Raw genomic sequence first — 22,044 nt, 5'->3', positions numbered from 1 at the left:
TCCGGCCAGCAGTTCCAGCGGAACGCCGAGTCATAGCGGTGGTTCAGTTCAGCTACCGCTATACTTTATGGATAGAAAACTCTCTCTATTTGTTTCTCGGGCGTTAACTGGTACTCAAGCTCGCCATCAATAACGGTTACACCAAAACGAGTGTTCCTATCAGGATACTCATCAACGGTTAATAAGTAATCTTTCACGATACAATCAGCATCATCCTTAATGGTTGGAAAGCAATATAAATCTTCATATAGCCCATCGTGATAATCTTTAGCATTAGTAAAGCCGTTGCCAATATCTATCACAAGATAGGTAGACCAGTCCTGATCCAATAAAGGATATTTCCTCTTAAATTCTTCCCGGTGCGTCAGGTACCACCTGATTTTATCTTTGTCAGTCCATGGCAGATGATCCACAACCAGAAAAACTGTCGAGCCAAAATCTGAATAGGCATACAGAACTTTAACCGGACGCAGGGTCCATAAATTATAAGCGCCAGCCAACAAAAATAAATACAGCGCTATTTTTCCGCATTTATTCTTCATCAGTAACTGCCGATTCTGGTGATAGTGTTAAAATTTGTGAAAAAAGGTTTAAAGGCAAAATCTCTGTGCCGCTGTAAAAAGCACCATATGCGGAAAAAACGAAATTCGCGATAAAGCTTATTCTTAATATCAGCAACGTCCAGCCCAAAATGATCCTGCGCAACGAAATGTAATGTAGCGCTCCAGCCTATGGCGTACTTTTGAAAATTCGTGAGAGTTATCTTTTGCGCAGCGATATCGTGAACGCAGATCTCCAGTCCATTGATTCTGTCTTCCAGATTATTAAATTTAGCGAGTTTTGATCTAAGTAATTTTGTTTGAATTTTATGTAATAAAGCAGGGATATAAACTTCCCTTTTATGATTTTTAAATTCATCTTCAATACATTTTTTAATTATTAAAAGAGGGCTGTTATGTGTTTTTATATTTATTCTTTTATGAAAGGCGGAATTCAATTGCTGGCTGTAAAAAAGGCTACCATTTCCATATCTGAAATGCCCGATAAGCTCTTCAATCAAGAATCTATATTCACCATAAAATGAAAACATCCCTGCAAGTTCTTTCATTTCCGTAAATAAAATATCAACGCACTCACTGTGCGATATTTTTATTCCGGAGGTGGATGAGCCAAAATATCCATCTATCCCTACAGGATGAGGAAAAGGGTAACGAATAAGGCGATAAGGATCGACTTTTTCTGATATGTCATTCAGGCCGAGCGCCAGAAGCTCTTCTTCTCCCATGTCGCCACATTGCATGTCACCGGCAGAGTCATCGTTGAAGCGTGTGACGGATTCAAAGAGGGTATAAGGGAGATACATTGATGAATTGAACATATGAGTAATTTCCATTTACCTAATTAATAATCAGTAACTTATCGCTTGCTGCGGATGAATATTACAAGGAAGGGATGGCAGAAAAGTGGCTTCGCTTCACACATCTTTATGAACTATTAAATCATGCTTGTTACTTCAAGTGAGGTTAAAAAGCAGGCGCTACGCCTTATCAGGCCTACGGAATTTATAGGCCTGATAAGCAAACCGCAATCACAATCCTTTACGCGTTCTGCGCTGCGTATAAATCGCATCCATCACGAAAATCGCCAGCGCGACCCAGATAAACGCAAATGTCACCATCTTATCCGCGCCCGGCACTTCGCCATAAAACGTCACCGCCAGTAAAAACATCAGCGTTGGGCCGATATACTGGAAAAAGCCCAATGTAGAAAGACGCAGACGCGTAGCGGCCCCGGTAAAGCACAGCAGCGGAATCGTAGTGACCACACCTGCTGCCATTAACAGCAAGTTCAGCGAGAGTGCGTTTTGCCCCATATGGCTGGTGGCGCTATCGGCGATGCCAAACAGATAAATCGCGGCGACCGGCAACAGCCATAGCGTTTCGACCAGCATACCGGTCTGCGCTTCAACGGCGATCTTCTTACGCACCAGGCCGTAAAACGCAAAACTAAACGCCAGCCCCAGCGCGATAATCGGCAGCGAGCCAAAGGTCCAGAGTTGTACCAGCACGCCGCACACCGCCAGAATCACCGCCAGCCACTGCATTCGACGGAAGCGTTCGCCAAGAAAAATCATCCCCAGCAAGATGTTAACCAGCGGATTAATGAAATAACCCAGGCTGGCCTCCAGCATATGGTGATTATTTACCGCCCAAATGAACAATAGCCAGTTACCGCCGACCAGTACGGCGGACAGGGCCAGCAGGAAAATCTTCTTTGGCGTTTTCAGTAAGCGCTTAACCTGTCGCCACTGCCGGCTGATGCTAAGCAGCGCCACCATAAAGAAAAAAGACCAAATCACGCGGTGCGTCAGGATCTCATCTGCGGGAACGTAATAGATCAGCTTGAAATACGCGGGGGCGATCCCCCAAATAAAATAGGCGGCAAGAGCGAGTAATACGCCCTGCCGTGTTTGTTTTGCGTCCATCCGGAAAACTCGTATCTGAAGTGTAACAACAGTTTACCTGCTTTTATCCCACCATATAAGTAGCGGTGGCGCTGGCGATGTACAGCTGATCTTCATTGTGTAATTCCACGCGGGCGACGGCCACTTTATTCCCTGCGCGCAGCAGGCTACTGGTGGCCGTAAAGCGGTTGCCTCTGCCCGGACGCAGGTAATCGACGCGCAGGTCAATCGTTCCCATCCGCGACAGGCGCTGGCGTAGTTCATCTTCGCTGATGGTTTCGTGGCGAGTTAGCGTGCTGCCGACGCATACCAGTCCGGCGGCGACATCCAGCGCAGAGGCGATCACGCCGCCGTGTAAAATGCTTTGCGCCCAGTTGCCGACCATCATCGGCTGGTTGTTAAAGGCCAGCTGGGCGAACGCTTTCTCATAGCGTTCCAGCTCCAGACCTAACGCCCGATTAAACGGCATGTGGTAGACAAACATTTCACCCACTAATTTCAGAGCTTGTTCAGCGGTAAGTACAGCGGACATAGATTCCTGTCACTTTATTAGTTAATAAAATGTTGATTTTATGCTTCTTGATTGTTGTTTTCTACTTTAAGAAGGGATAACTAACGGCTATGTGTGTAAATATGTAAAAATGGTTGGTAGAGAATAATTCAAGCTGAAAATATTTCGTCAGGAGAACACCAAGAATGCGGGCGATTTTGAGTTGGTTGTTGCCAGCCACGCTATTGCCACTCGCGGCATATGCACAAGAAGCTACGGTGAAAGAGGTTCATGATGCGCCTGCGGTGCAGGGTAGTATTATCGCTAACATGCTACAGGAGCATGATAACCCTTTTACGCTTTACCCTTATGACACGAACTACTTGATCTACACGAACACCAGTGATCTGAACAAAGAGGCTATTCGTACCTATAACTGGTCTGAAAACGCACGCAAAGATGAAGTGAAGTTTCAACTGAGCCTGGCGTTTCCGCTGTGGCGTGGGATACTCGGTCCAGACTCGGTACTTGGTGCCTCTTATACGCAAAAATCCTGGTGGCAGCTATCTAACAGTAAAGAGTCTTCGCCGTTTCGTGAAACCAACTACGAACCGCAGCTTTTTCTCGGTTTTGCAACGGATTATCGTTTTGCCGGCTGGACGTTGCGCGACGTGGAGATGGGCTACAACCATGACTCTAACGGACGATCGGACCCCACCTCGCGTAGTTGGAACCGTCTGTATACCCGTCTGATGGCCGAAAACGGCAACTGGCTGGTAGAGGTCAAACCGTGGTACGTGATTGGTAGTACCGACGATAATCCGGACATTACCAAATATATGGGTTATTACCAGCTTAAAATCGGTTATCACCTGGGCGAGGCGGTGTTAAGCGCCAAAGGCCAGTACAACTGGAATACGGGCTACGGCGGCGCGGAGCTTGGATTAAGCTATCCCGTCACCAAACATGTCCGGCTTTATACCCAGGTGTACAGCGGCTATGGCGAATCGCTGATCGATTATAATTTTAATCAGACTCGTGTCGGCGTCGGCGTGATGCTTAACGATATCTTCTGATCGATGATTGTGTTTTAAACATTGCAGTTTCTCTCGCAGGCGCTGAAAATAGCGCCTGTTTTGATTTATGGTGAACGGGGTTAATGTGGCGCAGGCGGAAGTGTTGAATCTGGAATCAGGGGCCAAACAGGTTTTGCAGGAAACCTTTGGCTACCAACAGTTTCGCCCAGGCCAGGAAGCGATTATTGATACTGCGCTCTCCGGGCGCGACTGTCTGGTCGTCATGCCCACTGGCGGCGGCAAATCCCTGTGCTATCAAATCCCCGCCCTGTTGCTGGACGGTTTGACCGTCGTCGTTTCGCCGTTGATCTCGTTGATGAAAGACCAGGTCGATCAGCTACTGGCGAACGGCGTGGCGGCGGCGTGTCTGAACTCCACCCAAAGCCGCGAGCAGCAGCTTGAGGTAATGACAGGATGCCGTACCGGACAGATTCGTCTGCTGTACATTGCGCCGGAACGCCTGATGCTGGACAACTTTCTCGATCATCTGGCGCACTGGAATCCGGTATTATTAGCGGTGGATGAAGCGCACTGTATCTCGCAGTGGGGACATGATTTCCGTCCGGAATATGCGGCTCTCGGCCAGCTTCGCCAGCGCTTTCCCGCTTTGCCGTTTATGGCATTGACCGCCACCGCCGACGACACCACGCGTCTGGATATTATTCGTCTGCTTGGTCTTAACGATCCGTTAATTCAGATCAGTAGCTTTGACCGACCGAATATCCGCTACATGCTGATGGAGAAGTTTAAGCCGCTCGACCAGCTAATGCGCTATGTTCAGGAGCAACGCGGCAAGTCGGGTATCATCTACTGTAACAGCCGGGCGAAAGTGGAAGATACCGCTGCGCGCTTGCAAAGCCGTGGCATTAGCGCGGCGGCCTATCATGCGGGACTGGAAAACGCTATTCGCGCTGATGTGCAGGAAAAATTTCAGCGCGACGATCTGCAAATCGTGGTGGCGACTGTCGCTTTCGGGATGGGCATTAATAAACCTAACGTTCGTTTCGTGGTGCATTTCGATATCCCGCGCAATATTGAATCCTACTATCAGGAAACGGGCCGCGCCGGGCGTGACGGACTGCCTGCGGAAGCCATGCTATTTTACGATCCGGCGGATATGGCCTGGCTACGTCGTTGTCTGGAAGAGAAACCTGCCGGGCAACTTCAGGATATTGAACGGCATAAACTGAATGCGATGGGCGCCTTCGCCGAAGCGCAAACCTGCCGTCGCCTGGTATTGCTTAATTACTTTGGCGAAGGCCGACAAGAACCGTGCGGCAATTGCGATATTTGTCTCGATCCGCCCAAACAATATGACGGTTTAAACGATGCCCAGATTGCGCTTTCTACCATTGGTCGGGTTAACCAGCGTTTTGGCATGGGCTATGTCGTCGAGGTGATTCGAGGCGCGAATAACCAGCGCATCCGCGATTTCGGTCATGACAAACTCAAGGTTTATGGCATGGGCCGCGAAAAGAGCCATGAGCACTGGGTGAGCGTGATTCGCCAGCTTATTCATCTGGGGCTGGTAATGCAAAATATTGCGCAGCACTCCGCATTACAGTTGACGGATGCCGCGCGGCCGGTACTCCGTGGAGACGTTCCGCTGAAGCTTGCTGTGCCGCGCATCGTCGCCCTTAAACCCCGCGTAATGCAGAAATCGTTCGGCGGTAATTACGATCGCAAATTGTTCGCTAAGTTGCGCAAACTGCGTAAAGCTATCGCTGATGAAGAGAATATCCCGCCATATGTGGTCTTTAACGACGCCACGCTAATAGAGATGGCGGAACAGATGCCGATTACCGCCAGTGAGATGCTGAGCGTTAACGGGGTTGGGATGCGCAAACTGGAGCGCTTCGGCAAAGAATTCATGGCGCTCATCCGCGCGCATGTCGATGGTGATGACGGAGAGTAGTCAGCCCGGCAAAAAAGTGCCAGGATGGTGACTCACTAAACTATTTTCATGCGAGTCATTTTTATGATGATGCTATTTTTCACCGTGGCAATGGTGCACATCGTTGCGCTAATGAGTCCTGGTCCCGACTTTTTCTTCGTGTCCCAAACTGCCGTCAGTCGCTCGCGTAAAGAAGCGATGATGGGCGTACTGGGTATTACCTGCGGCGTGATGGTATGGGCGGGCGTGGCGCTGCTTGGCCTACATCTTATTATCGAAAAAATGGCTTGGCTACATACGATCATTATGGTAGGCGGCGGCCTGTACCTGTGCTGGATGGGCTATCAGATGCTGCGCAGCGCGCTGAAAAAACAGGATGCGACGGTGCCTTCTCCACACGTTGAACTGGCGCAGAGCGGGCGCAGTTTTTTCAAAGGGCTGTTGACCAATCTGTCGAATCCGAAAGCGATTATCTATTTTGGTTCCGTTTTTTCACTGTTCGTCGGCGATAACGTCGGCGCTGCGGCGCGCTGGGGTATTTTCGCGTTAATCACCCTGGAAACGCTGGCCTGGTTTACCGTAGTCGCCAGCCTGTTCGCGCTGCCGAAAATGCGCCGCGGCTATCAGCGTCTGGCGAAATGGATTGATGGCTTTGCCGGCGCTCTGTTTGCGGGCTTTGGCATTCACCTGATTATTTCGCGTTAATTTACCTCCTGGCCGGATAAACATCATCCGGCACTACTATCACGCGTGTCTTGCCGATGCCAGGAGCGCGCCTACCAGCATAAATAACGAACCAAATGCTTTATTCAGCGCCTTCATCTGCTTTGATCCTTTGATCCAGGCGGCGATGCGTTGCGCCAGTGTGGCGTAACCGGTCATCACAATCATATCGACCATAATAGTGGTGACGCCGAGAATGAGGTACTGCGCCAGTTGCGGTTGCTGCGGCATGATGAATTGCGGAAACAGGGCGGCAAGAAAGACAATGCTCTTGGGATTGGTCAGATTGACAAAGACCGCACGTTTGAACAACCGGCCCCGCGATTGCGTCTTGGCTAGGGTATGCAGATCGATAGCGCCTGCGGCGCGCCACTGCTGGATACCCAGCCAGATAAGATAAGCCGCGCCAGCCCATTTCAGAATATCAAAAGCGATAAGCGAGCGCGAAAAGAGCGTACCCAGTCCGACGCCCACCAGTACGATATTTATACTCAGCCCGGTCTGGAGTCCGGCGATAGAAGCCGCTGCGCCAGGATATCCATGGTTGATGGACGTCGTCATGGTATTGATGGCGCCGGAACCCGGAGAAAGACTCAACAGAGTTGAGGTCAGCAGATAGGCGAACCACCATTCAAAGGTCATGTGAAACTCCCTGGTTGTCTGTTTTTGTGCCACAATACGCTACTGCCGCAGTGTTGTGTCAGGCACGACACAGAAAACGATTTTACCTGGTAAACGAGGCCGGATACCCGATGTTTCAGCAGCAAAAGGACTGGGAAACAAGAGAAAATGCGTTCGCTGCTTTTGCCATGGGGCCGCTGACCGATTTCTGGCGGCAGCGGGAAGAGGCGGAGTTTATCGGCGTGGGCGACATTCCGGTACGTTTCGTCCGTTTTCGGACTGATTCCAACGACCGGGCGATCGTCATTTGTCCTGGCCGCATTGAGAGTTACGTAAAATACGCTGAACTGGCGTATGACCTCTTTCATCTCGGTTTTGATATCTTCATCATCGACCACCGTGGGCAAGGGCGCTCCGGGCGTATACTATCGGACCCGCATCGGGGCCATGTCGATCATTTTAACGATTATGTTGAGGACTTAGCGGCGTTCTGGCAACAGGAAATTGAGCCGGGACCGTGGCGTAAGCGTTATATTCTGGCGCACTCCATGGGGGGCGCGATAGCCACCTTGTTTCTGCAACGCCACCGCGTGCGGTGCGACGCTATTGCGCTCACCGCGCCGATGTTTGGTATTGTGATACGCTTGCCTTCTTTTATGGTGCGCCATATTCTCGACTGGGCCGAAGGGCACCAACGTATCCGTGAAGATTACGCCATTGGTACAGGTCAGTGGCGGGCGTTGCCGTTTGGAATGAATGCGTTGACCCATAGCCGCCAGCGTTATCAGCGCAACTTACGTTTTTATGCCGATGAGCCGCAACTGCGCGTCGGCGGCCCCACCTGGCATTGGGTGCGCGAAGGCATTCTGGCGGGTGAGCAGGTACTGGCGGGGGCGAGCGATGATGCGACGCCTACGCTACTGATCCAGGCGGAAGAAGAGCGGGTAGTGGATAACCGCACCCACGATCGTTTTTGTGAAATTCGCGCTGCGGCGGGACACCCTTGTGAAGGGGGAAAACCGTTGGTTATTAAAGGCGCGTACCATGAGATCCTTTTTGAAAAGGACGCCATGCGCTCAGTCGCGCTTAACGCCATTGTTGAATTTTTCAACAAGCCTAATTTATCCAGCGGAAATCGCTTTGCTTAGAGGTTAAATTTTATTATGTATCAGGTTGTTGCGTCTGATTTAGATGGCACGCTGCTCTCCCCCGACCATACGTTGTCCCCTTATGCCAAAGAGACGTTGAAGCTGTTGACCGCACGCGGCATCCATTTTGTCTTTGCCACTGGTCGTCACCATGTCGATGTAGGACAAATCCGCGATAGCCTTGAAATCAAGTCTTACATGATCACCTCCAACGGTGCGCGTGTGCATGATACCGACGGGAATTTGGTGTTTACGCACAATCTGGACAGCGACATTGCCAGCGACCTGTTCGGGGTGGTGAATGCGAACCCGGATATTGTTACTAACGTTTATCGCGATGACGAATGGTTCATGAACCGTCATCGTCCGGATGAAATGCGTTTTTTCAAAGAGGCGGTATTTAACTACTCGCTGTTTGAGCCTGCGCTGCTGGAGCCGGAGGGCGTCAGTAAAGTGTTTTTCACATGCGACACCCATGAAAAGTTGTTGCCGCTGGAACAGGCGATTAACGCGCGCTGGGGCGATCGGGTAAACGTGAGTTTCTCCACGCTGACCTGTCTGGAAGTGATGGCGGGCGGGGTGTCGAAAGGCCACGCGCTGGAAGCGGTCGCTAATGCGATGGGTTACAGCCTGAAAGAGTGTATCGCCTTTGGCGACGGGATGAACGACGCTGAAATGCTTACGATGGCGGGTAAAGGCTGCATCATGGGTAATGCGCACCAGCGTCTGAAAGACCTGTATCCCGAACTTGAGGTGATCGGTATCAACGCGGATAACGCCGTTCCGCATTACCTGCGCGATCTCTTCTTACGCTGATGTGACTGTTTGTTAGTTAACCAGTTGTCAACTTCACTCTTCGCTACAATGGGTGCTTCCTGGTTTAAGAGACATCCATTGTGGCGCTACTCATCATTACCACTATCCTGTGGGCTTTCTCCTTCAGTCTATTTGGCGAGTACCTTGCTGGGCATGTCGATAGCTATTTCGCGGTGCTGATACGCGTTGGGCTGGCGGCGCTCGTTTTTCTGCCGTTTTTGCGTACTCGCGGATACAGCCTAAAAACCATCAGCCTGTACATGCTGGTGGGGGCGATGCAGCTTGGCATCATGTATATGTTGAGCTTCCATGCCTACCTCTACCTGACGGTATCCGAATTGCTGCTATTTACCGTTCTGACGCCTCTCTATATCACGCTAATTTACGATGTGATGAGTAAGCGTCGTTTGCGCTGGGGCTATGCATTTAGCGCGTTGCTGGCGGTCATTGGCGCCGGGATTATTCGCTACGATCGCGTGACCGACCATTTCTGGATTGGCTTGCTTCTGGTACAGCTTTCTAATATCAGTTTCGCCATCGGGATGGTGGGGTATAAACGTCTGATGGAGACCTGCCCCATGCCGCAGCACAACGCCTTTGCGTGGTTCTATCTGGGGGCGTTTTTGGTGGCGGCGGTGGCGTGGTCGCTGCTGGGTAATGCGCAGAAGATACCGGAAACAACCCTACAGTGGAGCATTTTAATCTTTCTTGGCGTGGTGGCGTCCGGCATTGGCTACTTTATGTGGAACTACGGCGCCACCCAGGTGGATGCCGGAACGCTGGGCATTATGAATAATATGCATGTTCCCGCAGGGCTGCTGGTTAATCTCGCAATCTGGCATCAGCAACCCCACTGGCCAAGCTTTATTACAGGCGCGGCTGTGATCCTGGCTTCGCTGTGGGTGCATCGAAAATGGGTCGCTCCGCGCTCCGCACAAATGGCAGATGATCGCAGGCGTGGTTCCGCGTCGAGCGAATAAACGCCTCGGTCACCGCCTGGCGCTGGTCGCCGTCGCGCACGGCGGCATACAGGCGGCTCCACAGGCCATCGCCCAGGGTTTTGGTCACCACCAGACCCTGGCGCTCAACGCTTTCCACCACCCAGTGCGGTAGGGCGGCAATGCCCATCCTGGCCGCCACCATCTGAATCAGTAGCAGCGTATTATCCACGCTTTTCAACGGCGGACTGATACCCGCCGGTTGCAGAAAATGCCGCCAGACATCCAGTCGGCTACGCTGTACCGGGTAGATCAGCAGCGTTTCGCTGGCTAAATCTTCCGGCGTAATCTGCGTTTTGCTGGCCAGCGGATGGTCGGGCGCCAGTACCAGTCGGACTTCAAAATCGAACATTGGCGAATAGTGCAACCCGCTGCGCGGCAAAATATCCGAAGTCATCACCAGGTCCAGCTCGCCTTGTTGCAGTGCCGGTTGCGGATCAAAAGTGACGCCGGATTTGAAATCCATCTCTACCTGCGGCCAGCTTACACGGAAGTTTTCCAGCGCCGGGGTCAACCACTGAATACAACTATGACATTCAATAGCGATGCGCAGACGGGTTTGCTGCGGTTCGTTGCACGCCTGTAGCGCCCGGCTGATTTGCGGCAGTACCTGGTTTGCCAGTTGCAGCAGGATCTCCCCCTGCGGTGTAAAGCGTAGCGGCTGGCTTTTACGCACGAACAGGCGGAAGCCAAGGCGTTGTTCCAGATCGCTGAACTGGTGAGACAAAGCGGATTGTGTCTGGTGCAGCACCGTCGCAGCGGCTGCCAGCGATCCACTATTCCGCAATGCCTGGAGTGTTTTCAGGTGCTTAATCTCGATCATGAAAGTCCTTCACTTCGGCATGAACAAATTGCGCTTGAGGAATATACAGTACCTTTACATTATGGATGTGTAAACATCCAGACGTCCAAAACTCGTCATATTTCGACTTGCAGATGCGTTGGCTTCCTTGCTTACCCCAGTCACTTACTTCAGTAAGCTCCTGGGGATGCGCTGTGTCGCCGCCTTCCTGCAAGCCGAACTATTTAGAGTTTTACTTTCAGATTCAATAAAATAAGAGAGGAAGTAAAATGACAATATTGACTCATACCCTCGGTTTTCCTCGTGTTGGCCTGCGTCGCGAGTTGAAAAAAGCGCAAGAGAGCTACTGGGCGGGGAACGCTACCCGTGAAGAGCTGCTGGCGGTTGGACGGGAACTGCGCGCGCGTCACTGGCAGCAACAGAAACAAGCGGGCATTGACCTGCTACCAGTAGGCGACTTTGCCTGGTACGACCATGTTCTGACCACCAGCCTGCTGTTAGGCAATGTGCCGGCTCGTCATCAGAACAACGACGGTTCCGTGGATATCGACACTTTGTTCCGCATTGGCCGCGGTCGCGCGCCGACCGGCGAACCGGCGGCGGCAGCGGAAATGACCAAATGGTTTAATACTAACTATCACTACATGGTGCCGGAGTTCAGCAAAGACCAGCAGTTCAGGCTAACCTGGACACAATTGCTGGAGGAAGTGGATGAAGCACTGGCGCTGGGCCATAAGATCAAACCCGTACTGCTGGGGCCTGTCACATATCTGTGGCTGGGCAAAGTGAAAGGCGAGTCGTTTGACCGTCTGACGCTGCTGAAAGACATTCTGTCGGTGTATCAGCAAGTGCTGGCTGAACTGGCGAAGCGTGGTATCGAGTGGGTACAAATTGATGAGCCAGCGCTGGTGCTGGAACTGCCGCAGGCGTGGCTGGATGCCTTCAAACCGGCTTACGACGCGCTCGCTGGCGAGGTGAAGCTGCTGCTGACGACCTATTTTGAAGGCGTGACGCCAAACCTCGACACTATTATCACACTGCCGGTACAGGGGCTGCATGTTGACCTTATTTATGGCAAAGATGATATAGCGGAACTGCATCAACGTCTGCCTGCCGACTGGCTGCTCTCTGCGGGCTTGATTAACGGGCGTAACGTCTGGCGTGCCGATTTGACCGAGAAATACGCGCAGATTAACGATATCGTAGGCAAACGCGCGCTGTGGGTATCATCCTCCTGCTCTTTGCTACACAGCCCAATCGATCTTAGCGTCGAAACGCGTCTGGATGCGGAAGTAAAAAGCTGGTTTGCCTTTGCGCTGCAGAAATGCGGTGAACTGGCGCTGCTGCGCGATGCGCTGAATAGCGGCGACACCGCGGCGATTACCGAGTGGAGCGCGCCGATTCAGGCCCGTCGCTATTCAACCCGCGTACATAACGTCGGGGTAGAAAAACGCCTGGCGGCGATCACCGCACAGGATAGCCAGCGTGAGAACTCGTATGAGGTGCGCGCTGAAGCGCAACGCGCCCGCTTTAAACTTCCCGCCTGGCCGACGACGACTATCGGTTCGTTCCCGCAAACCACGGAAATTCGCGGCCTGCGGCTGGACTTCAAAAAGGGCAATCTCGACGCGAATCACTACCGCACCGGCATCGCCGAACATATCAGGCAGGCGATCATCGAGCAGGAACGTTTAGGGCTGGACGTGCTAGTACACGGCGAAGCCGAGCGTAACGATATGGTGGAATACTTCGGCGAGCATCTGAACGGCTTCATCTTTACCCAGAATGGCTGGGTGCAAAGCTATGGTTCCCGCTGCGTGAAGCCGCCGGTGGTGATTGGCGATATCAGCCGTCCGGCGCCAATCACCGTGGAGTGGGCGAAATATGCCCAGTCGCTGACCGACAAGCCGGTAAAAGGAATGCTGACCGGTCCGGTGACTATTCTTTGCTGGTCGTTTCCCCGCGAAGACGTGACCCGCGAAACTATTGCGAAACAGATTGCGCTGGCGCTGCGTGATGAAGTGGCGGATCTGGAGGCGGCGGGTATCGGGATTATTCAGATCGATGAACCGGCGCTACGCGAAGGTTTACCATTGCGTCGCAGCGACTGGGATGCCTATCTGGAATGGGGCGTGGAAGCCTTTCGCATCAACGCGGCGGTAGCGAAAGACGACACCCAGATTCACACCCACATGTGCTACTGCGAGTTTAATGACATCATGGACTCCATTGCGGCGCTGGACGCGGACGTGATCACCATCGAAACCTCCCGCTCGGACATGGAGTTGCTGGAGTCGTTCGAAGCGTTCGACTACCCGAACGAAATTGGGCCGGGCGTGTATGATATTCACTCGCCTAATGTCCCCAGCGTCGAGTGGATTGAAGCTTTGCTGAAGAAGGCGGCGCAGCGTATTCCGGCACAACGCCTGTGGGTGAATCCGGACTGCGGTCTGAAAACTCGCGGTTGGCCTGAAACCCGCGCGGCGTTGGCAAACATGGTCAAAGCGGCGCACAATTTGCGACAGGCGGAATAGTCCATCCTGGCCACTGTGTTTCTCAGGCTGGCGGGCGATGGTAGGTTGGATAAGGCATCATCCGGCACCAATGCGGCGCTACCCTTCGACGGGTAGCGCCCGAGCCTTACCTGACCAACAGTTGTCGCTATCTACCCTTTCTTCTCATTTCCCGCTCTTTCTTTTTCAGAAGCCGACTGTTTGGCACTCATGATAATAAAAATATCCACTGTATGAATAGCAACCAGGCGGATAGCGTAACTGGAAAGCATCGCGATGGGTTATCGGCAGCCCTTGTTGCCACGCAGAGCGTTTTTCCTGCCATGTTCGAATAGCGCTCTCACAGCACAGAACGAAGTTTTCAATTCTGTTATGTTCCCTGACGACGATAAAGTCGTCTTTTCTCGTGGCGCTGTCGGCGTTGGTGAACCTTATTTTTTAACGGAGATGTCTGACATGGCGGTAGCAGGTTGTCACGTAATGGCCAAACCCGGCGGCGCGATTTGCAATATTGATTGCACGTACTGTTTTTATCTTGAAAAAGAGGCGCTGTATCCGGAACGCAATAAAAACTGGCGGATGTCGGACGAGACGCTGGAACAGTTTATACGCCAGCATATTGCCGCGCAGAGCGGCGACCGCGTTGACTTTGCCTGGCAGGGCGGCGAACCAACCATGATGGGCCTGCCCTTTTTCCGCCGCGCGATCGCATTATGTGAAAAGTATGCCGATGGTCGAAAAATCAGTCACGCGTTGCAAACCAACGGCATCTTAATCAACGATGAATGGGCGCGCTTTTTCGCTGAACATCATTTCCTGATTGGTCTATCCATCGATGGCCCGGCGCATCTGCATAATCAGTACAGGCTTAATCGCGCCGGAAAGGGCACGCATGAACAGGTTGTCGCAGCAATGGCGCGGCTTAAAGCGCATCATGTCGACTTTAATACTTTAACCGTCGTAGGAAAACATAACGTCGGTCATGCAGCAGACGTATACGAGTTTCTGCTGGCGGCGGGGTCGCGTTTTATCCAGTTTATTCCGCTGGTAGAGCGAATGAGCACCGATAGCTCATCGGTACTTAATCTGGTGATGCCCGGCGAAAGCGCGGCGACACTGGCGCCGTGGACGGTACCCTCGTGGCAATATGGCGAGTTTCTCAACCAGATCTTTGATATTTGGGTTCGTCGTGATGTAGACCGCGTGTATGTACAGATGTTTGACGTGGCCCTGTCTGCCTGGACGGGGCGATACCCGGTGCTATGCGTGCATTCCGAAACTTGTGGACATGCATTCGCGCTGGAGTCGAACGGCGATCTCTATAACTGCGACCATTTTGTCTACCCGGAGCATTTGCTGGGGAATATTCATCAGCACAGCATCAAAGCTTTAAATAATAGTGAGCGGGCTATTGCGTTTGGCGAGGCCAAGCGGGAGACCCTTACCCCAGACTGTCGCCGCTGCGATTATCGCTTTGCGTGTCATGGCGGCTGTCCGAAACATCGTTTTGCCGTCTCGCCGTCCGGTTATCCTGCGCACAATTACCTGTGTGCGGGCTATAAACACTTTTTTAAGCACGTTACGCCGTATATGAATGTCTGGCGGGAGTTGCTGGCGCAAGGCTATCCGATGGCGTCGATCATGCGCTGGCTGGCGCAGGACGCGCGCAAAGATACCGGGGCCGTCAGTCGTAACGATCCCTGCCCCTGCGGCAGCGGCAAAAAATATAAAAAATGCTGCGGTAAAGCATAGCTAGCGTGACTATGACGCTTTGTTGGGCCAACACCGATTCCGTCGTAGGCCCAACAAACATCGTAACGCGCTGTTATTAGCCTTTTTTTCCACCGTACTGCGCGAACCATTCCAGCATTCTTTGCCAGCCGTCTTTCGCTGAGGCTTCGTGGTAACCCGGACGATAGTCGGCATTGAACGCGTGCCCTGCGTCGTGGTAGACCACGATTTCCGCCTTCGCGTTAGCGGCGCGTAGCGCCTGACGCATGGTTTCCACGCTCTCCTGTGGAATACTGGTATCCTGCCCTCCGTATAAACCCAGTACCGGCGTGTTAAGATCGGTGGCAATGTCAACGGGATGCTTCGGCGAGTTGAGCGACGTGTCGCCCACCAGTTTGCCGTACCACGCTACCGCCGCTTTTAACTGTGGATTGTGCGCGGCGTAAAGCCAGGTAATCCGGCCTCCCCAACAAAAACCGGTAATCATCAGCCGATGCGCATCCCCGCCGTTGCGCGAGGCCCAACTGGCGACGTGATCCAGGTCGGCAAGGACTTGCGAATCCGGTACTTTAGTCACCAGACCGCTCAATAATGTCGGTATATCGGCGAAATCATTGGGGTCGCCTTCCCGAAAATAGAGCTCCGGCGCGATGGCGAGATAGCCTTCCAGCGCCAGTCGGCGGCAAATATCGCAAATGTGTTCGTGTACGCCAAAAATTTCCTGCACCACAATGACCACAGGCAGCGCGCCGTCGCTCGCTTTTGGTCTGGCGCAATAGGCAGGCATGTCGTCGCCCTGAGAAGGAATTGACGTTATTCCCGCGCTAATGGCTTCAGCAGGGGTATGAATCATCGTAGGGGCCTGCGGGGAGGCGGCAGGTGCAAAGCCGGATGGATGTGTCGTTGTCATGGTATTCTCCGTACCCTTAAAAAAATAGCGCAATATTAACTATAGCCAGTGTGTAACAAACCACATTGCCTGAAAGCGACTATCTTTTGTGCAATGGTTGGCGATGTTGATTATTTAATGTGATAATCATCACCTTTTAACAGTAAATCAGTGCAATTGCTTTACGCCATAGTGATTGTCGTCACGAAAATATCTTTATGCCTTAGGTAAAGTGTCTTTTTGCTTCTTCTGACAAACCCGATTCACAGAGGAGTTTTATATGTCCAGGTCTGATGTTTTTCATCTCGGCCTCACCAAAAACGATTTACAAGGGGCCCAGCTCGCCATCGTCCCTGGTGATCCTGAGCGTGTGGAAAAGATCGCCGCGCTGATGGATAAGCCGGTTAAGCTGGCATCTCATCGCGAGTTCACTTCCTGGCGCGCTGAGCTGGATGGCAAAGCAGTTATCGTTTGCTCTACCGGTATCGGCGGCCCGTCTACCTCTATTGCCGTGGAAGAACTGGCGCAACTGGGTATTCGTACCTTCTTGCGTATTGGCACCACAGGGGCTATTCAGCCGCACATCAACGTCGGCGACGTTCTGGTAACGACCGCATCTGTGCGTCTGGATGGGGCGAGCCTACACTTTGCGCCGATGGAGTTCCCGGCCGTTGCCGACTTTGCCTGCACCACTGCGCTGGTTGAAGCCGCAAAATCGATTGGCGCCACGACGCACGTTGGCGTAACCGCCTCTTCCGACACCTTCTATCCCGGTCAGGAACGTTACGACACCTACTCTGGTCGCGTTGTTCGTCGCTTCAAAGGCTCGATGGAAGAGTGGCAGGCGATGGGCGTTATGAATTACGAAATGGAATCCGCTACGCTGTTGACCATGTGCGCAAGCCAGGGTCTGCGCGCAGGTATGGTGGCGGGCGTTATCGTCAACCGCACTCAACAAGAGATTCCGAATGCGGAAACGATGAAACAAACTGAAAGCCACGCGGTGAAAATCGTAGTGGAAGCGGCCCGTCGTCTGCTGTAATTTTCCTCTCTTTTGCAAAGGCCGACGCGTTCGGCCTTTTCTTTTTGCGTGGCGCCTCGCAGGAAATTCCTTTTAAACTGGACGTTTATACAGCACAATTCTATTTTGTGCAGGACAGTGTGGTACCAGGGGAGGTGTTGTGGATATTACTCTTATGATAAGTGCCGTCGTGGCGCTGGCGATTGGGGCAGTCATTGGCTGGCTGGCGACGAAAGCGCACGCCGATCAAATCCGCGCCGACCTTATCGAAGAACGGCGGGAGCTGGATATCGAACTGAGCGCGGCCCGGCAGCAGTTAGCGCAAGAAGCACACTGGCGCAGTGAATGCGAGTTACTTAATAACGAACTACGTAGCCTGCACAGTATTAATACCTCTCTGGAAGCCGATCTGCGTGAAGTCACGACCCGTCTGGAAGCGACTCAGCAGCACGCGGAAGACAAAATCCGTCAGATGATCAACAGCGAACAGCGTTTAAGCGAACAGTTTGAAAATCTGGCGAACCGTATCTTTGAACACAGTAATCGTCGTGTAGACGAACAAAACCGACAAAGCCTGAATAGCTTGCTGACGCCGCTGCGTGAGCAACTGGACGGTTTTCGCCGTCAGGTTCAGGAGAGTTTTGGCAAAGAAGCGCAGGAGCGGCATACGCTGGCGCACGAAATTCGTAACTTGCAGCAGCTTAATGCGCAGATGGCGCAGGAAGCAATCAACCTGACGCGCGCCCTGAAAGGGGACAATAAGGCGCAGGGAAACTGGGGCGAAGTTGTGCTGGCGCGGGTACTGGAGGCATCCGGACTGCGTGAAGGCTACGAATACGAAACCCAGGTCAGTATTGAGAACGATGCGCGCTCGCGGATGCAGCCGGATGTCATCGTCCGCTTGCCGCAGGGCAAAGATGTCGTCATCGACGCTAAAATGACGTTAGTCGCCTATGAGCGTTACTTTAATGCTGAAGATGACTATACGCGCGAGGCTGCTTTACAGGAGCACATCGCCTCGGTGCGCAATCACATTCGCTTACTGGGGCGTAAAGACTATCAGCAGCTTCCCGGGCTCCGCTCGCTGGACTATGTTCTGATGTTTATCCCTGTAGAACCCGCTTTCCTGCTGGCGTTAGATAAACAGCCCGAACTGATAACCGAGGCGCTGAAAAATAACATTATGCTGGTAAGTCCCACGACGCTACTGGTGGCATTACGGACAATCGCCAACCTGTGGCGCTATGAACACCAGAGCCGCAATGCGCAGCACATCGCGGACAGAGCCAGTAAGCTCTACGATAAAATGCGGCTGTTCGTTGATGATATGTCAGCGATCGGCCAGAGTCTGGATAAAGCGCAGGATAACTACCGCCAGGCGATGAAAAAACTCGCGTCGGGGCGTGGCAACGTTTTGGCGCAGGCGGAGGCCTTCCGGGGGTTAGGCGTGGAAATCAAACGCGAGATTAATCCGGATTTAGCGGAACAGGCCGTTACGCAAGATGAAGAATATCGTTTACGATCGATCCCTGAAGGGCGGCAGGACGAACATTATCCCAATGATGAACGGGTGAAGCAGCAGTTAAGTTAACCCATACGGAGTAGTTTAGTCCTGGCGCAGAGTAGGGCAAATTGGCCCAATCTGTTACACTTCTTGAACATTTTTATCGATAAGCAGGCACTGAGATGGTGGAAGATTCACAAGAAACGACGCACTTTGGCTTTCAGACCGTCGCTAAAGAGCAGAAAGCTGACATGGTGGCCCACGTTTTTCATTCTGTGGCGTCAAAGTACGATGTGATGAATGACTTAATGTCATTTGGCATTCATCGTTTGTGGAAGCGCTTCACCATTGATTGCAGTGGCGTGCGCCGTGGACAAACCGTTCTCGATTTAGCGGGCGGTACGGGCGATCTTACCGCGAAATTTTCACGTATGGTTGGGGAAACAGGAAAGGTTATCCTGGCGGATATTAATGATTCTATGCTCAAAATGGGGCGTGAGAAGCTGCGTAATATCGGCGTGATCGGCAACGTAGAGTATGTGCAGGCGAATGCCGAAGCTCTGCCTTTCCCTGACAATACGTTTGATTGCATTACCATTTCGTTTGGTTTACGCAATGTAACGGAAAAAGAAAAAGCGCTGCGGTCAATGTTCCGTGTGTTGAAACCCGGCGGACGTTTACTGGTGCTTGAATTTTCCAAGCCTATCATTGAGCCGCTGAGTAAAGCGTATGACGCCTATTCTTTCCATATCTTACCGCGTATTGGCTTGATGGTTGCAAACGATGCGGATAGCTATCGGTATCTCGCTGAATCCATCCGTATGCATCCCGATCAGGATACCTTAAAAGTAATGATGCAGGACGCCGGATTTGAGAGCGTTGATTATTACAATCTGACGGCAGGCGTTGTTGCGTTGCACCGTGGTTATAAATTCTAGGAGGGTGGAATGCCTTTTAAACCCTTAGTAACCGCAGGAATTGAACGTCTCCTTAATACGTTTCTGTATCGTTCGCCAGCGCTGAAATCAGCCAGAACGCGTTTACAGGGAAAAGTACTGCGTGTGGAGCTAAAGGGATTTTCGACGCCATTAGTCCTGGTATTCAGCGAGCGCCAGATTGATGTGCTGGGGGCATGGGAAGGCGAAGCGGACTGTACGGTAATCACCCAAGCCGGCGTTCTGCCAAAACTACGCGATCGTCAGCAGTTGGCCGCGCTTATTCGCAGCGGCGAACTGGAAGTGCAAGGCGATATTCAGGTCGTGCAAAATTTTGTGGCGCTCGCCGATCTCGCCGAATTCGATCCTGCGGAGCTGTTGGCGCCGTACACAGGCGATATTGCGGCGGAAGGTATCAGCAAGGTCGTGCGTGGCGGGGCTAAATTCCTGCGCCACGGGTTTCAACGCCAGCAGCGTTATGCCGCTGAAGCGATCACTGAAGAGTGGCGTATGGCGCCAGGCCCGCTGGAAGTCGCATGGTTTGCAGAAGAAACCGCGGCCATTGAGAGCGCCGTAGATGCGCTGAATACACGGCTGGAAAAACTGGAGGCCAAATGACGCCAGGTGAAGTACGGCGCCTATATTGCATCATCCGCACATTTTTAAGTTACGGCCTTGATGAACTCATTCCTCGAATGCGTTTTACACTGCCACTTCGGTTATGGCGCTATTCGCTATTCTGGATGCCAAACCGGCACAAAGATAAATTGCTGGGTGAACGGTTAAGACTGGCGTTGCAAGAGCTGGGGCCGGTCTGGATAAAATTTGGTCAGATGCTCTCCACGCGCCGTGACCTGTTCCCGCCGCAAATCGCCGATCAGCTCGCTTTGCTCCAGGATAAAGTCGCGCCGTTTGATGGCCGGCTGGCGAAAGCCCAGATCGAAGAAGCGATGGGGGGATTACCTGTCGAAGCCTGGTTTGACGACTTTGACATCCAGCCTTTGGCGTCGGCGTCAATCGCCCAAGTGCATACCGCGCGATTAAAATCAAACGGTAAAGACGTGGTCATTAAAGTCATTCGTCCGGATATTTTGCCGGTAATTCAGGCCGACCTGAAACTGATTTATCGCCTTGCCCGCTGGGTACCGCGCCTGTTGCCGGATGGACGTCGTCTGCGTCCGACTGAAGTGGTGCGCGAGTATGAGAAGACGTTGATCGATGAGTTGAATCTGCTGCGGGAATCGGCCAACGCGATTCAACTGCGCCGCAATTTTGAAAATAGTCCCATGCTGTATATTCCGGAGGTGTACTCCGATTACTGTAGCCAAAACATGATGGTAATGGAGCGGATATACGGCATTCCGGTTTCGGATGTGGCGGCGCTGGAAAAGAACGGCACCAATATGAAACTGCTGGCGGAACGCGGAGTCAAAGTTTTCTTCACCCAGGTTTTCCGCGACAGCTTTTTCCATGCGGATATGCATCCGGGAAATATTTTTGTCAGCTATGAACACCCTGAAAACCCGCAATATATCGGCATTGACTGCGGTATCGTCGGGTCGCTAAACAAAGAAGATAAGCGTTATCTGGCAGAGAACTTTATCGCGTTCTTTAATCGTGATTACCGTAAGGTGGCGGAGCTTCATGTGGACTCAGGATGGGTTCCGCCAGATACTAATGTTGAAGATTTTGAGTTTGCCATCCGTACCGTCTGTGAACCTATCTTCGAAAAGCCGCTCGCGGAAATCTCGTTTGGTCATGTGTTATTAAACCTTTTCAATACAGCACGTCGATTTAATATGGAAGTCCAGCCGCAACTGGTGTTGTTGCAGAAGACATTATTGTATGTTGAAGGGGTTGGGCGGCAACTTTATCCTCAGTTGGATTTGTGGAAAACGGCGAAGCCGTTTCTTGAGTCCTGGATCAAAGAGCAGGTGGGCATTCCGGCCCTCACTCGTGCTCTTAAAGAAAAAGCGCCGTTCTGGATCGAAAAAATGCCAGAAATACCTGAACTGGTGTACGACAGTTTGCGCCAGGGCAAATATTTACAGCACAGTGTTGATAAGATTGCGCGCGAGTTACAGTTAAACCATGTGCGTCAAAGTCAGTCTCGTTATTTATTGGGAATTGGCGCAACGCTGTTACTGAGCGGGTCATTCTTACTCGTCAACCGCCCTGAATGGGGATTGATGCCTGGCTGGCTCATGGTCGGCGGCGTAATTGTCTGGCTGGTTGGCTGGCGTAAAACGCATTGAGATTTTTTATCGCTTAACGCCGGTTATGTCACGCAGGTATATATTATCACTCAAGGCAGTACTCAGGCCACAAGTCAATGTCATCCCGGTCGTATGTAAAAGTATGTGAATAGGGCGGACGAAAGCGGCTAACAAAGAGGCAGCACGAAGGATAATGTGTATAA

Annotated in this window: 20 protein-coding genes; 13 read left to right on the top strand and 7 right to left on the bottom strand. The window is 52.1% G+C overall.

What is annotated here, in order from left to right; translation table 11 throughout:
• Nucleotides 1-65: 65 nt before the first annotated feature.
• The 4 genes from F4V61_RS19020 to yigI form a co-directional block, all read right to left on the bottom strand.
• A complete protein-coding gene (locus F4V61_RS19020) occupies nucleotides 66-542 on the bottom strand; it encodes a DUF943 family protein (protein WP_080161286.1) in 477 nt (158 codons plus the stop codon).
• Nucleotides 542-1,387: a YPO3983 family protein gene (locus tag F4V61_RS19015; RefSeq protein ID WP_416378266.1), complete on the bottom strand. Its 846-nt coding sequence runs from the start codon at nucleotides 1,385-1,387 to the stop codon at nucleotides 542-544. The genes F4V61_RS19020 and F4V61_RS19015 overlap by 1 nt, the downstream gene beginning before the upstream one ends.
• A 201-nt stretch (nucleotides 1,388-1,588) precedes the next feature.
• Nucleotides 1,589-2,485 carry an EamA family transporter RarD gene (gene rarD, locus F4V61_RS19010; protein WP_080161284.1) on the bottom strand — a complete coding sequence of 299 codons (897 nt, stop codon included), beginning with the start codon at nucleotides 2,483-2,485 and terminating at the stop codon, nucleotides 1,589-1,591.
• 43 nt (nucleotides 2,486-2,528) lie between these two features.
• On the bottom strand, nucleotides 2,529-2,996 hold the full coding sequence (gene yigI / locus F4V61_RS19005) for an acyl-CoA thioesterase YigI (RefSeq protein WP_001277136.1): 468 nt from the start codon (nucleotides 2,994-2,996) through the stop codon (nucleotides 2,529-2,531).
• Between the two features lie 164 nt (nucleotides 2,997-3,160).
• Here yigI and pldA point away from each other — a divergent pair, with 164 nt between their 5' ends.
• From pldA to rhtC, 3 genes are all read left to right on the top strand, one after another.
• Entirely contained in the window at nucleotides 3,161-4,030 is an 870-nt protein-coding gene (pldA, locus tag F4V61_RS19000) for a phospholipase A (protein ID WP_001201696.1), read from the top strand.
• An 85-nt stretch (nucleotides 4,031-4,115) separates the two neighbouring features.
• Nucleotides 4,116-5,945 (top strand): ATP-dependent DNA helicase RecQ, encoded by a 1,830-nt coding sequence (recQ, locus tag F4V61_RS18995; RefSeq protein ID WP_024132071.1) that lies wholly within the window; start codon nucleotides 4,116-4,118, stop codon nucleotides 5,943-5,945.
• A 63-nt stretch (nucleotides 5,946-6,008) separates the two neighbouring features.
• The gene (gene rhtC, locus F4V61_RS18990; protein ID WP_024132070.1) at nucleotides 6,009-6,629 is read left to right on the top strand and encodes a threonine export protein RhtC; all 621 of its coding nucleotides are present in this window, start codon (nucleotides 6,009-6,011) and stop codon (nucleotides 6,627-6,629) included.
• A gap of 39 nt (nucleotides 6,630-6,668) precedes the next feature.
• Here rhtC and rhtB read toward each other — a convergent pair whose 3' ends face one another.
• Entirely contained in the window at nucleotides 6,669-7,289 is a 621-nt protein-coding gene (gene rhtB, locus F4V61_RS18985) for a homoserine/homoserine lactone efflux protein (protein WP_000142515.1), read from the bottom strand.
• 110 nt (nucleotides 7,290-7,399) lie between these two features.
• Here rhtB and pldB point away from each other — a divergent pair, with 110 nt between their 5' ends.
• The 3 genes from pldB (at nucleotide 7,400) to F4V61_RS18970 (ending at nucleotide 10,212) form a co-directional block, all read left to right on the top strand.
• Nucleotides 7,400-8,416, top strand: coding sequence for a lysophospholipase L2 (gene pldB / locus F4V61_RS18980; RefSeq protein ID WP_058346024.1), 1,017 nt, complete (start codon nucleotides 7,400-7,402; stop codon nucleotides 8,414-8,416).
• Nucleotides 8,417-8,431: 15 nt separating this feature from the next.
• A complete protein-coding gene (gene yigL / locus F4V61_RS18975; RefSeq protein WP_000285342.1) occupies nucleotides 8,432-9,232 on the top strand; it encodes a sugar/pyridoxal phosphate phosphatase YigL in 801 nt (266 codons plus the stop codon).
• Between the two features lie 80 nt (nucleotides 9,233-9,312).
• Nucleotides 9,313-10,212, top strand: coding sequence for a carboxylate/amino acid/amine transporter (locus tag F4V61_RS18970; protein WP_038397315.1), 900 nt, complete (start codon nucleotides 9,313-9,315; stop codon nucleotides 10,210-10,212).
• Here F4V61_RS18970 and metR read toward each other — a convergent pair.
• Nucleotides 10,100-11,053, bottom strand: coding sequence for an HTH-type transcriptional regulator MetR (gene metR / locus F4V61_RS18965; RefSeq protein ID WP_000569792.1), 954 nt, complete (start codon nucleotides 11,051-11,053; stop codon nucleotides 10,100-10,102). The genes F4V61_RS18970 and metR overlap by 113 nt on opposite strands.
• A 248-nt stretch (nucleotides 11,054-11,301) precedes the next feature.
• On the opposite strand from metR, the gene metE reads away from it, so the two are divergent.
• Together metE and F4V61_RS18955 are read left to right on the top strand one after the other, a co-directional pair.
• Nucleotides 11,302-13,566, top strand: a complete 2,265-nt coding sequence (metE, locus tag F4V61_RS18960; RefSeq protein ID WP_080161283.1) for a 5-methyltetrahydropteroyltriglutamate--homocysteine S-methyltransferase — start codon at nucleotides 11,302-11,304, stop codon at nucleotides 13,564-13,566.
• 351 nt (nucleotides 13,567-13,917) lie between these two features.
• On the top strand, nucleotides 13,918-15,297 hold the full coding sequence (locus F4V61_RS18955; protein WP_012210762.1) for an anaerobic sulfatase maturase: 1,380 nt from the start codon (nucleotides 13,918-13,920) through the stop codon (nucleotides 15,295-15,297).
• A 76-nt stretch (nucleotides 15,298-15,373) separates the two neighbouring features.
• Here F4V61_RS18955 and F4V61_RS18950 read toward each other — a convergent pair whose 3' ends face one another.
• Complete coding sequence (locus F4V61_RS18950) at nucleotides 15,374-16,186, bottom strand: dienelactone hydrolase family protein (RefSeq protein WP_000213966.1); 813 nt, start codon at nucleotides 16,184-16,186, stop codon at nucleotides 15,374-15,376.
• 259 nt (nucleotides 16,187-16,445) lie between these two features.
• Between F4V61_RS18950 and udp the strand changes: the two genes are divergently transcribed.
• From udp to ubiB, 5 genes are all read left to right on the top strand, one after another.
• A complete protein-coding gene (gene udp, locus F4V61_RS18945; RefSeq protein WP_038397311.1) occupies nucleotides 16,446-17,207 on the top strand; it encodes a uridine phosphorylase in 762 nt (253 codons plus the stop codon).
• A 139-nt stretch (nucleotides 17,208-17,346) separates the two neighbouring features.
• Entirely contained in the window at nucleotides 17,347-18,777 is a 1,431-nt protein-coding gene (gene rmuC / locus F4V61_RS18940; RefSeq protein ID WP_000355568.1) for a DNA recombination protein RmuC, read from the top strand.
• 95 nt (nucleotides 18,778-18,872) lie between these two features.
• Nucleotides 18,873-19,628 carry a bifunctional demethylmenaquinone methyltransferase/2-methoxy-6-polyprenyl-1,4-benzoquinol methylase UbiE gene (ubiE, locus tag F4V61_RS18935; RefSeq protein WP_000229008.1) on the top strand — a complete coding sequence of 252 codons (756 nt, stop codon included), beginning with the start codon at nucleotides 18,873-18,875 and terminating at the stop codon, nucleotides 19,626-19,628.
• Nucleotides 19,629-19,637: 9 nt separating this feature from the next.
• Nucleotides 19,638-20,243 carry a ubiquinone biosynthesis protein UbiJ gene (gene ubiJ / locus F4V61_RS18930; RefSeq protein ID WP_001116102.1) on the top strand — a complete coding sequence of 202 codons (606 nt, stop codon included), beginning with the start codon at nucleotides 19,638-19,640 and terminating at the stop codon, nucleotides 20,241-20,243.
• Nucleotides 20,240-21,880, top strand: a complete 1,641-nt coding sequence (gene ubiB, locus F4V61_RS18925; protein WP_000187525.1) for a ubiquinone biosynthesis regulatory protein kinase UbiB — start codon at nucleotides 20,240-20,242, stop codon at nucleotides 21,878-21,880. Before ubiJ ends, ubiB begins: the two co-directional genes overlap by 4 nt.
• Nucleotides 21,881-22,044: the final 164 nt, after the last annotated feature.

Origin of the sequence: Salmonella enterica subsp. arizonae, from assembly GCF_008692845.1 — a bacterium.
Lineage (GTDB): Bacteria > Pseudomonadota > Gammaproteobacteria > Enterobacterales > Enterobacteriaceae > Salmonella > Salmonella arizonae.
This window is presented reverse-complemented; position numbering and strand designations above follow the sequence as displayed.